The sequence below is a fragment of the Candidatus Binatus sp. genome (assembly GCF_036567905.1).
Classification (GTDB): Bacteria; Desulfobacterota; Binatia; order Binatales; family Binataceae; genus Binatus.
This window is the reverse complement of record NZ_DATCTO010000102.1, coordinates 36,882-48,789: the sequence shown is the minus strand read 5'-3', so window position 1 is coordinate 48,789 and position 11,908 is coordinate 36,882. Positions and strand designations below refer to the sequence as shown.

General features: G+C 63.0%; 10 protein-coding genes. 7 read left to right on the top strand and 3 right to left on the bottom strand.

The genetic code is table 11. The features are described from left to right. Positions 1-319: 319 nt before the first annotated feature. Positions 320-1,813, bottom strand: a complete 1,494-nt coding sequence (locus tag VIO10_RS16075; protein WP_331966660.1) for a glycosyltransferase family 39 protein — start codon at positions 1,811-1,813, stop codon at positions 320-322. A gap of 141 nt (positions 1,814-1,954) precedes the next feature. Between VIO10_RS16075 and VIO10_RS16070 the strand changes: the two genes are divergently transcribed. Both VIO10_RS16070 and VIO10_RS16065 read left to right on the top strand, forming a co-directional pair. Next, the gene (locus tag VIO10_RS16070) at positions 1,955-3,346 is read left to right on the top strand and encodes an MATE family efflux transporter (protein ID WP_331966656.1); all 1,392 of its coding nucleotides are present in this window, start codon (positions 1,955-1,957) and stop codon (positions 3,344-3,346) included. 80 nt (positions 3,347-3,426) lie between these two features. Continuing rightward, positions 3,427-5,598: an ATP-dependent RecD-like DNA helicase gene (locus VIO10_RS16065; RefSeq protein ID WP_331966653.1), complete on the top strand. Its 2,172-nt coding sequence runs from the start codon at positions 3,427-3,429 to the stop codon at positions 5,596-5,598. 4 nt (positions 5,599-5,602) lie between these two features. Here the strand turns inward: VIO10_RS16065 and VIO10_RS16060 are convergent, their stop codons facing one another. Next, positions 5,603-6,244, bottom strand: coding sequence for a Yip1 family protein (locus tag VIO10_RS16060; RefSeq protein WP_331966650.1), 642 nt, complete (start codon positions 6,242-6,244; stop codon positions 5,603-5,605). A 161-nt stretch (positions 6,245-6,405) separates the two neighbouring features. Between VIO10_RS16060 and VIO10_RS16055 the strand changes: the two genes are divergently transcribed. Then, complete coding sequence (locus VIO10_RS16055; protein WP_331966647.1) at positions 6,406-6,714, top strand: hypothetical protein; 309 nt, start codon at positions 6,406-6,408, stop codon at positions 6,712-6,714. 17 nt (positions 6,715-6,731) lie between these two features. Here VIO10_RS16055 and VIO10_RS16050 read toward each other — a convergent pair whose 3' ends face one another. Beyond that, positions 6,732-7,226, bottom strand: a complete 495-nt coding sequence (locus tag VIO10_RS16050) for a hypothetical protein (protein ID WP_331966644.1) — start codon at positions 7,224-7,226, stop codon at positions 6,732-6,734. 57 nt (positions 7,227-7,283) lie between these two features. Between VIO10_RS16050 and VIO10_RS16045 the strand changes: the two genes are divergently transcribed. From VIO10_RS16045 to trpE, 4 genes are all read left to right on the top strand, one after another. Continuing rightward, positions 7,284-7,733: a VOC family protein gene (locus VIO10_RS16045; protein ID WP_331966641.1), complete on the top strand. Its 450-nt coding sequence runs from the start codon at positions 7,284-7,286 to the stop codon at positions 7,731-7,733. A gap of 89 nt (positions 7,734-7,822) precedes the next feature. Further along, positions 7,823-9,505, top strand: a complete 1,683-nt coding sequence (gene argS / locus VIO10_RS16040) for an arginine--tRNA ligase (protein WP_331966638.1) — start codon at positions 7,823-7,825, stop codon at positions 9,503-9,505. Between the two features lie 14 nt (positions 9,506-9,519). Beyond that, complete coding sequence (locus VIO10_RS16035) at positions 9,520-10,158, top strand: SPOR domain-containing protein (RefSeq protein WP_331966635.1); 639 nt, start codon at positions 9,520-9,522, stop codon at positions 10,156-10,158. Between the two features lie 239 nt (positions 10,159-10,397). After that, positions 10,398-11,903 (top strand): anthranilate synthase component I, encoded by a 1,506-nt coding sequence (trpE, locus tag VIO10_RS16030; protein WP_331966632.1) that lies wholly within the window; start codon positions 10,398-10,400, stop codon positions 11,901-11,903. Positions 11,904-11,908: the final 5 nt, after the last annotated feature.

The following is an 11,908-nucleotide window of genomic DNA, read 5'->3' as shown; positions in this document are numbered from 1 at the left end:
TCGCAAGTAAACTCGCCGCGCGCATCCGCCGCCGTTCCAATCTGTCGAAGTCCCTGACTACCCCTGCTGGAAATCCCATGCCCTGTAGCCTAACAGAAAATCACAGCAATGTCACTATATTACGCGAAGCTCAATAATACTGGGCGCAGGGCTCAGCCCTGCTCAGCCCTGCTCCCACGGCCGAGAGCGAGAGACGCGGCTCGCGCGTATCTCGCGATTTACCTTGCGCCCCCGTCGCGCAGCCTTAACCCTGCGCCGTCGCCGCCGCGACCGCCCACCGCGCAGGTGATTCTTGCCTCATCCTGTCCACCCCGTCGCCTTATTTCGCGGGACGCGCCACTGGCACACCCCTGCCGGACGGCGTGATCCGGTAGAACGTGAGATGGTCGCCGCGGAATTTCTCGACCACTGTGAAGCGCTTTGGGTCGGGGAGTTCGGACTTGACCGCGTTGCTATCCTTCCAACTGACCAGCCATCCACCGCCGGCCGATGAAACCCGCTCCTCAATAGTCATTCGCGCGGCCGCAGCATCAAATCCCGGAATAGCTATTCGCGGATTGGCGCCGCGAAAGTAGTAATCGAACGGAACTGAGTAATAGCCAAATGGAAATCCGCCATTGGGGACGTTCGCCGTGCTTGCGTTCGATACGAACCCCGATTCAAAGAAGACCGGTTCCGACGCGCCGCCGCCGGCGACTTGCCCGGCCAAATCCCGCCACGGCGGCGGCTTGGACCGCGCAAACGGCAGCATGATCAAGCATGCCACGACGAAGCCTGCCGCCAGCAGATTGCGCCACTTGGCGCTCCACGCGCCGATGACCGCGGCAATCAACAACGGCGACGCCGCGATCCCCGGCGAAAGGTAGCGCGGATTGAACATCGGATGCAGGATTACCGACCCGACGATGAATGCCAGCGCCGGCAGTCCGATCCACGCCGCGAGCACTCGAATCGGTTCGTTGCCGTCTCGTTCCACTGTGCGGCCCAATACCAGCCAGCATGTCACTCCAGCCGCGACCAGCCCTGCCGCCAGTTTGGCCGCCAGCGGATAGTTGTAGGGCGGCCCCAGATAGTCCAACCAATGCCCATAAATCATTTGCTGACTTTGTCCAATCGCGACGGGCAGGTAGGGAAGGAACAGGACAATCGCGAGCGCTATCGCCAGCCACGCGATCGTATCGCGTCTGCCGCGCGAGAGATCGCGCAGCAGGATCGCGGCTTCCGCACCGAGAATCAGGAGCCCGGCCAGATGCGTGTAAGCCATCGCGGCGCCCAATATTCCGCAGCCGATGCCGCCGATGATGCCGGGTCGGGACCGCACTCGCAGCAGCGTCAGCAGATGCGCGAGCGCGATCGCGATGAGCATCGGGTACATTCGCGCCGTGTGCGCGAACACCACCGCGAGCGGGTTGAATGCCCACATCGCGGCCGCCGCGAGCGCCGTGCTTTTGTCGAACATTTCGCAGCCGAGCGCGAACACCAGCGCGAGCGTCACCAGCGAAAAGATCACCGACATCGAGCGCAGCGAAATTTCACTCAGCCCGAATATCTGCGTGTAGTAATGCAGCACGACGTAGTAAAAGACCTGCTTGCCGGGATCGTGCAGCACCGGCGTCCGAACGATCGCGCCGACTCCCGGCTTTGCCGCCGCCCAAGCGCTGTAGGCCTCGCTCGCGCCGAGCGCGTTGGCGCCAAGATGAGACGAGTAGATCAATCCGGCGACGACGAAGATCGCCGCGAAAATTTCAAGCGGCCGGCGCGACGGCCTATCGCCTGACAACGATTCGATTGTCGCAGACCCGGCTTCGGTCATCAGGATTTCCTTGTCCGCCCCTGCGCGAGATATAGCGGATTTTGCGCGCGCGCACGATCTTCCTCTGCTCGCGCTTGCCGGCCGCCGCCGCGCGCAGTCCATTGACTAACACGCCTCGTGCTGGCGTAACTGTTCACAATCATGTCCGAATTTCTCGAGTCGGTTCCCGAAGTCGGTGCGCAGAGCAGGGGGGCGATGACCCTGCCACCGATCGAGCGGATCCGCTTCGAGGTATGGGCGCTCGCGTGGCCCGTCATTCTGTCGTTCGGACTCGATTCGATTCTCGGTCTTTCTTCGATGCTGATGGTGGGACGGCTCGGGGCGAACGCGGTCGGTGCAGTCGGGCTCGCCATGCAAATCCTGGGTGCGGTGCGCGCCGGCATTGCGGCGGTCGGCACCGGCACTGTCGCGCTGGTCGCGCGTTATATCGGTGCGAACGATCGGGACAACGCCGAGGAAGTGCTCAAGCAGTCCGTCGTTTTCGGCGTATTGGTTTCGACGATCATCGCGATTCCCGTAATCATTTTCGCCCGTCCGCTGATGGGGTTGTTCCAGGTCAAGGGCGAGATGGCCGACATGGGTGCGCGTTACCTGCAGGTCGTGATGCTGTCGGAGCCGTTCCAGGGAATCTTTCTGATGTGCGCGGCGGCGTTGCGCGGCGCCGGTGACATGCGCACGCCGCTGTGGATCGGCGGTATCATCGACGTGCTCGCAATCTTTCTCAACTACGTGCTCATCTTCGGCAAGCTCGGATTTCCCGCGCTCGGCGTGGACGGCTCGGCTGTGGCGACATTGCTCGCGATCGCCTTCGGCGGGATTTTGTTCTTCTACGCGCTCTCGATCGACGGGATGGTGCTCAACTTCCGATGGAAGGGGCTGTGGCCCGACCTCGGCCTCGGCCGGCGAATCCTTAGTGTGGGCAATCCCGCCGCCATCGAACAATTACTGATCCAGTTCGGCTTCGTCGCCTATGTCGGATTCGTCGCGCGTTACGGCGTCAAGGAAATCGCCGCATATTTCATCGGCGTACGAATCCTGGCGCTGTCGTTTCTGCCCGGCTTCGGATTCTCGGCCGCCTCGGCGACTCTTGTCGGTCAGGGCCTCGGCGCGGGCGACCCGAAGTTCTCGCGCAAGGCCGGATGGGAATCGACCGGTATGGCGATTGTGCTGATGACCGCTATGGGCCTGCTGTTTATCGTCTTTGCCCATCAGATCGCGGCGCTCTTCATCGACGACAAACAGGTCATCGGCTACACGGTACAGTTCATGTACGCACTCGCGGCCGCGCAACCGCTGATGGCGATCGATTGGACGATCACCGGGGCCCTGCGCGGCGCGGGCGATTCGCGCTTTCCCCTTTACGGTTCGCTGGCGGGCTTTTACGGAATGAGGCTCTTCCTCACGATTCTCATTTGGTCCCACGGCGGCAGTATCATCTGGATCTGGTGGTCTCTGCTTGCCGACTACGTCGTTCGCTCGACGGTGAAGGTCTGGCGCTTCCAGACCGGCAAGTGGGAAACGATCGAAGTCTGAAGTCTGATTTCGCCCGCGCCTGTTGACGCTCCCATCGCCGTCAACTGGACGCGGCGCTCGCCGCGCGTAATCCTCTTTGCGTGGCACAAGCGCATCATGCGGCCGAGACGCTGGAGGGCATCCTCGATCAGGTCCTGTTCGTAAACGAAAAGAATGGCTATTCGGTCGCGGTCGTGGTCGTTGCCGGCGAACATGGCGACTCCCGCCGCGTCACGGTGGTTGGCAATCTCGCCGGTCTGGAAGTTGGCTCGACCATCCGCGCTCAAGGCGGCTTCGAACAGCACAAGGTCTATGGCGATCAGTTTCACGTGGTGGATTTCGAAACGCTGCGGCCCGCCGGAGCGGTCGCGCTCGAACGCTACCTCGCTTCGGAAATAAAGGGCATCGGCCCCGCGCTGGCGCGGCGAATCGCCGAACATTTCGGAGACTCGCTCGGCGAGGTGCTCGACCACGCTCCCGAACGCATGCGCGAAGTCCCCGGCATCGGAGCCGCGGTCACGCGGGCAATCGCGGCTGCATGGCGCGACTCGTCCGGGCTGCGCGAGCTGACGGTTTTTCTGCGCGGGCACGGCCTGGCTGCCTCGCACGCGCGCCGCATCCACAAGTTCTACGGCAAGGACGCGCTCGAGGTCGTACGGCGCGATCCATACGTACTCGCGCGCACCATTCATGGCATCGGATTTCGCACCGCCGACGCCGTCGCGGAGAAACTCGGCATCCCGCGCAACTCGATCCAGCGCGCCCGCGCCGCGGTCCTGTACCTGCTCGAGCGCATGTCCGACGAGGGCCACGTCTATTCGCCCTTCGAGCATCTCGAAGGCCAGTTCCGCACCGCGCTCGAGATGGAGCCCGAGCTGGCGCGCGAGGCCGTCAATGAGCTCGCGGCCGGCGGCGAGGTGGTTGTCGAACAGGCGGACGATCACACTGCCGTCTATCTCGCACGCCTGCACGAGGCCGAAGTGAACGTCGCACGGCGAATCGCGGAATTAAACGCAGGCCGCGCGATGAACAAGGATCTGATCCAGCGCGCCCTGGATGCGGCCGTGCGAAGCTCTGAACTCGAACTGTCGCCCGAACAAAAGAGCGCGCTCCGATGCGCCCTGGCCAGCCGCGTCACCGTTATCACCGGCGGTCCCGGCACCGGCAAGACGACCCTGCTGCGCTCGCTGCTGGCCGCGCTGGCCGAGGTCGGTTTGAAGCCGACGCTTGCCGCGCCGACCGGGCGTGCGGCTCGTCGGCTCCAGGAAGCATCGGGCCGCGACGCAAAGACCATTCATCGGCTGCTCGAATACTCCCCCGAGAGCGGCGGCTTTGTCCGCGGCAAGGAATTTCCGCTCCGCACCAACTATCTGATCATCGATGAAGCCTCGATGATGGATGTCGATCTCGCTTCGAGCCTGCTGTCCGCGCTGATGCCTAACTGCTCGCTGCTGCTGGTCGGCGATCGCGATCAACTTCCGTCGGTTGGCCCCGGCAGCGTGCTCAAGGACGTGATCGCATCCGACTTCGTGCCGGTCGTGCAATTGCGGGAGGTTTATCGACAGGCGCGCCGCAGCCTGATAGTCGCCAACGCGCATCGCTTGAATCGCGGTGAATTCCCGCAAATCTCCAATGACGCCGAAGGCGACTTTTTTTTCTTCGAGCGCAACGCTGCCGAGGACGTGCTCGCGACGATCAAGCAGCTCGTGCAACAGCGGCTGATCGGACGGTTCGGCATAAGCGACCCGCGCGAAATCCAGGTGCTGACGCCGATGAATCGCGGCCCGCTCGGCACCCACATCCTCAATCGCGAGCTGCAAAGCCTGCTCAATCCCTCGGGACGCGAACTGCGCGCCGGCGATCGCGTGTTTCGCGAGGGCGACCGCGTTATCCAGTTGCGCAACAATTACGACAAGGACGTCTTCAACGGATCGATCGGCAGGATTGTTGCGATCGACTCGGACAAGGCGCGCGTTAGCGTCGCGTTCGAGGAAACCCGCGCCGAATACGACCTGTCGGAGCTCGACGAACTGGCGCTCGCCTACGCGATTTCAGTGCATAAGAGCCAGGGCAGCCAGTATCCCGCGATCGTGATGCCGATACATTCGAGCCACTACCTGATGCTGCGCCGCAATCTGCTCTACACCGCGATCACGCGCGCCGAGCGGGTATGCGTACTGGTCGGGACCAAGAGCGCATTGCAGCAGGCGGTGCGCAATCAGGATGAGCGCCTGCGCTTCTCGCGCCTGGCCGCGCGATTGCACGTGGACTAATCGATCAGTGATGTCCCGCCATGCGACCGCCTGCGAATACGATGAAACCGATTGCGGCTAACGCAATGAGCCCCGGTATCAGGACCGCGGCCAGCGCGCGCCACGCCGAGAATCGATGCACCTCGCCGATGCACTTCAGCGAGACGATGAAACCCCAAAAACCGAGCACTCCTTCGACGACAATGATCATGAAAAACGCGGGAGCGATTTGAGGCAATGCTCCCGGCGTCGGAACCGGTATCGGCACGCCCAGCAGCACCGCGATCAAAAACAAGATCGCACCGGCGATCGCAGGCACCTGCGACCACGCCAGCGCGGCGCGCACTTCGACCCGGCTCGCGACGCCGCCGAGCAGGCTTCCTGTCCATTTTAGAACCACGCCGCCAATGAACAGAGACAGAACTCCGAGGGCCGCCGAGAGCGCGACGATGAAGGCGACCCACAGCGGCCACAAGACCGACAGATTGGCGTTGTTGCCAAGCGCCTTCGACCACTGGCCCGACAGCGCGCTGATCCCCGACCCGATGGCCGCGAGCGCGATGACGTTGTGCGTCGGATCGGCATCGACGATGCGCCGAATCGTCGCGCGCGGTGCAGTCCATATCGTGAAAAAAGGTGTGATCGATCCGCCAGCCCCGTTCGCCATCGAAGCCCCCGTCCCGGTGCGAATCCCGCCACGCTAGCATCTTGCTACATCGTGCAACAGCAGGTCGCCTTGCCGCTCGCGCGCGATTGACTTTGTTTCGCGATGCGAATTACCATCGCTCGCGCGCTCTTATCGCGCTGAATCTAGAAACCGGAGGAACCATGAAACGGATCAACTCGATAATTCTGGCTGCGTTGCTTGCGGGATGCGTGCAGGCTTACGGATGCGTCGTCGTTGAGTCAAGTGCGATCTCGGGTCGCGCGGGTGCCGGCGCTCCAATCAGCTCGAGCGCGAGCGATCTCGGATTCCTTCGTCTGGTCGCGCCGCAAGGGCTTACGCAGACCGCGCTTGCGAATCTCCTCAGCGGTTGCGCCAGCGGCAAAATATCCGGAGTGACCACCGAGCTCAGCATGCGCGATTTTATTATCGTGCAGATGTACGACGTGTCGGTCAGCGGTACCTGTAACTAGTTCCCTGGCGCGGCCTGCTAGCGGCTCTTGATGGCCGGTTTTTCTGCCGGTGGGCGGATGCGCCTGCCGCGCACCGGTCGTAGCGCGCGAAGAAAGTTCAGCACGGCTTCGGCTTCCGATCGCACCGCGTCGGGATCGTGCCCGGCCTGCTCGAGGCTCTTCTCGACTTCCGCGATCGTCCTGGCCCAGTCGTTTTTGAACTTGCTATTGAGTTCCTTCCACGCCACTCCCGCCAGCGCGTCGGTCACGTTCGCCGGGGGACGATAAAATTCGCGCGCGATCAGCACCGCGATCGCCGGATAGCCCAGGTAGCCCTGCCAGTACGACGCGTTGTCGTTCGACGCGATCTCGCGCCCGTCCGCCGAGATCTCCACTTCGTAAGTCTTCGACCCGTCCGACGACACGACCGTCGCCCGCCGGCTGTCCTCGATTCGCACCCGGCCGTCGCCGATCGCCCCGAGCGCTTCGTACGCTTTTACGAGCGGCGGCATTTTCCATTGCGTCGCTGGCATAGCCATGTCTATTCGATCATATTCGACATCACGTCAATCAATTTGGAGACTGCGGCGATGGCTAATCCACCAATCGGCAAACTCGACCATATCGGCATCGCGGTTAAGAGCCTCGCCGAGGCGCGCAAGTTTTTCGAGGATATTCTCGGCGCGAGCTTTATGTACGAAGGCGCCGACGAAGCGGCCGGCTTCAAGCTCGCTGAGTTTGATCTGGGCGGGCTGACGATCGAGCTCCTGGAGCCGCTCGGCCCAAATTCGTTCCTGCACAAGTTTCTCGAAAAGCGCGGCGAAGGGATGCATCATCTGACCTTCAACGTTCCCGACTGCAAATCCAAAACCGCCGCGCTGAGGGAGCAGGGCGTGCGAATCGTCGATGAAACCCAGTGGTCCCCAACGAGTTTCGAGGCTTTCATCTCCCCGCGCGCCGCCCATGGCGTGTTGATCCAGCTGGGCTCGGGCTATCCAACCCTCGCCAACGATCCTGCCTGGTTAAAAAGAAAAGAGTAGACCGCCGCGATCGTCAAGCCCGCCGCCGCGCGCCTTAACATCGCGCCGTCTATCTGACACGATTGCTGCACGCATCCACGGCTTCACCGATGAAAGAACTGATCGTCTCCATCCTTCGCGACGCAATCGAGCGGGCGCGCGCCGCGGGTCAGTTGACCGCGGACATTCCTTCGATCGGAATCGAAGCGCCCAGGGACTCTGCCCACGGCGACATCGCCTCGAACGTCGCGCTGACTGTTGCCAAGACCGAGCACAAACCGCCGCGCGTGATCGCGGAAATTATCAAGTCGCACGTCGCGATGCCGGCGGAAGTGAGCGAGGTGTCGGTCGCCGGCCCAGGCTTCCTCAATTTCAAAATGTCGCCCGCCTACTGGCATTCCGAGATGCGCCGCGCCGCGAGCGATGGACGCGCGTTCTGGAAGCCGCGCGCATGGGAGCTGCGTCCGGGAGCCAACGAAAGAAGAAAAGTCCAGGTCGAGTTTCTCTCCGCCAATCCCACCGGCCCCCTGACCGTCGGCCACGGCCGCAACGCCGTGCTCGGCGACACCATCGCGCGCCTTTACGAGGCGGCGGGCTTCGACGTCACGCGCGAATATTATTTCAACGACGGCGGCCGCCAGATGAAGTTGCTCGGCGAGTCGGTGCGCGCGCGATATCTCCAGGAGCACGGCATCGACGCGCCGCTGCCCGAAGACGGCTACCAGGGCGAGTATATCCGCGACATCGCGCGCGTTCTGAAAGCGGAGCGGGGCGACGCGCTCGTGTCCGTGACCGAGCTCGATATTTTCCGCGCGGCGGCCGTCAAAGCGATCTTCGCCGACATCAACCAGACCTGCACGCGCCTGGGGATTCGCTTCGACGTCTATACCAACGAGCTCGATCTCATCAACGCCGGCCTGGTTGAAGCCGTCCTCAAATCGCTGCGCGACGGCGGCTTCACAGTCGAAAAGGACGGCGCTACGTGGCTGCGCGGTGAGCCGTTGGGACTTCCCAAGGACGCGGTGCTGGTGCGCTCCGGCCCCGACCGCCAGCCGACCTATCGCACGCCGGACATCGCCTATCACATCGACAAGCTCAAGCGCGGTTTCGATCTGATCGTGGACGTGTTCGGCGCCGATCACATCGCTGAGCATCAGCAGGTCATCGCCGCGGTCAAGGCGCTCGGCTACGACACGACGCCCGTCAGCGCGATTATCTACCAGTTCGTCACGCTCACGCGCGGCGGCGAAAAGGTCAAGATGTCCACGCGCAAGGCGACCTACGTGACGCTCGACGAGTTGATCGACGAGGTCGGCGCCGACGTGGTGCGATTTTTCTTTTTGTTCCGCAAGTCCGACAGCCAGCTCGACTTCGATCTCGAACTCGCCAAAAAGCAGGCGCCTGAGAACCCCGTCTTTTACGTCCAGTATGCGCACGCGCGCCTGGCGAGTATCTTTCGCGAGGGCGCGGCCAAGGGCTTGATGCTCCCCGCGGAGCCGTCGGTCATCGATCTCAATTTGCTCGGCGCCGAGGAACTCGATCTCGCCAAGCGTGCGGTTGGACTCCCCGAGGTCATGTCCGCGGCGGCCGAGGCGCTCGAGCCGCATCGGATTCCGTTCTATCTGCTCGAACTGGCCGGCGAGTTCCATCGCTACTACAACAAGCCCGCCAGTCGTATAATCGGGCCGGATCGCGAACTCAGTTTGGCGCGGATGTTCATGGCTGGGATTCTCAAGGATGCGATTGCGGGCGGCCTCGAGTTGCTCGGGGTGAGCGCTCCAGAGCGGATGTGAGGAACGAAAACGGGATGCGATTCGAAATCAGGGCGGGCGGTGCGTTTCTAATCCTACTCGGACTGGTCGGGCTGTCGGGCGCGGTCTTCTTGCTGGGATTGGTCGCGGGCCACGAGATGGCCCTGCAGAACCAACCCGACTTGAATCAAATCTCCTCGACCTACCCGCTGCCGAATCCGCCGGCATCCGGCGAAAAGCCCGCGCCCGTAGCTGAGATGTCGCCGGTGGCTGCCGCGGCGCCATCGGTCGCGTCTGCGCCCCTCGCGCTCCCGATCAAACCGCCCGCCACCGTCGCGCGCTTGAAGCCGGGTCCCGAGGCGCCCGCGATCAATCGTCCCGAGCCCGACAACGAAATCGGATCCGGCGAAGGTTCCGAAACGGCTTCCGCTCCCGCCCGACCGGCCCGCGCCCTTGCTCCCGGCGCGAAACCGTACAACATCCAGATCGAAGCCGTGATGGACAAGAGCGGGGCGGACGAGATGGTCTCGCGGCTCAAAACGCTCGGCTACAGCGCGCAGGAGATAAAGGTCGCGCTCAACGGGCAGACCTGGTACCGCGTGCGCATCGGACCCTACGCCAGCGCCGACGAAGCGAATGCGGCGCAGAACAAACTGCGCGAGCAGTACCGCCAGGCCTACACGACCTCGCATTGAGGCAGGCGCGCGCCCCCGCATTGACAATTGCCCGTCGCGCATGGATCATTGATTCAACGATGAATTTCACGAGCCGGAAAGTTTGTGCGGGATGGTGGCGTTGGCACGTCGATGCACCCGCCTGCGCGCCGGCTTTGTAATTCATCACAAAACCGATTTCTTATGAGGGCTGCGGGCGAAAAACCTGCGGCCCTTTTCTTTTTTGAGTGACGGAGTTGGAAGCAAGAGAGGCAATCTAGATGTTGCAACCCACTGAAAACGAATTCGAACAACTGGCGGCGCGTGGATTCAACCTGATCCCGGTCTTCGAGGAAATCGCCGCCGACCTCGAGACTCCCGTCTCCGCCTTCCTGAAGGTCGCGCGCGACGACTACGCTTTTCTGCTCGAAAGCGTCCGCGGCGGCGAGAAATGGGGACGCTACACCTTTCTCGGCTCCGAGCCGGCGGTCGTGATGCGTGCGCGCAAAAACCGAATGGACATCATCCGGCCCGGCCGCGGCGTCGAAGTGCGCTCGGTGGCCAACTCGTTCGAGGAGTTGCGCGCCGAGGTCAAGCGCTTGCGCGCCCCCGAGCTGGCCAACCTGCCGCGCTTCTTCGGCGGCGCGGTCGGATTTCTCGCTTACGATATCGTGCGATGCTTCGAGAAGATTCCCGAGACCACGCGCGACGATCTCGGCACCCCCGATTTTTGCCTGATGTTCACCGACACGGTGCTGTGCTTCGACAACGTCCGCCAGACGCTGAAAATAATCGCCAACGTGCCGGTCGAGGAGTTCGCCTCGACCAAAATGGCGTATCAAAGCGCGCGCGTGAAGATCGACGAGATAATCGAGCGCCTCAAACGTCCCGCCGTGCCCCCGTTTCTGGAGGGTGCGAACAACGCCGCCGTCAACGACGCGTCCATCACCTCGAACCAGACGCGCGAAGGCTACATGGCGATGGTTTCCGCCGCCAAGGAATACATCGCGGCCGGCGACGTTATCCAGGTCGTCCCGTCGCAGCGCTTCGAGGCGCCGCTGACCGTGCATCCGTTCAACATCTACCGCAGCCTGCGCACGATTAACCCGTCGCCCTACATGTTCTACCTGCGCCTGGGCGATCACACGCTGGTCGGCGCTTCGCCGGAAGTGATGGTCCGGGTCGAGGGTCGCGAGATTACGCTGCGGCCGATCGCGGGAACGCGCCGGCGCGGCGCGACGGAAGCCGAGGACCGGGAGCTCGAAGCCGAGTTGCTCGCCGATCCCAAGGAACGCGCCGAGCACGTGATGCTGGTCGATCTGGGGCGCAACGACGTCGGCCGGGTCTCCGAAATCGGCTCGGTGAAAGTGACGGAGCTGATGGTCGTCGAACGCTACTCGCACGTGATGCATATAGTGTCGAACGTCACCGGCGTGCTGCGCGAGGGATGCGATGCGTTCGACGCATTCGCGGCGACCTTTCCGCAGGGCACCGTCTCCGGCGCTCCGAAAATCCGCGCCATGGAAATTATCGACGAGCTCGAGAGCGTGCGCCGCGGCGTGTACGCCGGCGCGGTCGGCTATTTCAGCTACACCGGCAACACCGACACCGCGATCGCGCTGCGCACGCTGCTGATCAAGAACAATCGCGTTTACATTCAGGCCGGCGGCGGCGTCGTCGCCGACTCGGACCCCGGCGCGGAATTCGAGGAATCGGTCAACAAGGCTCGCGCGATGGTGCGGGCGCTTGCGGCCGCGCGCGATTTTGAAAACGCGGCGAAGAGGTAGGTTGC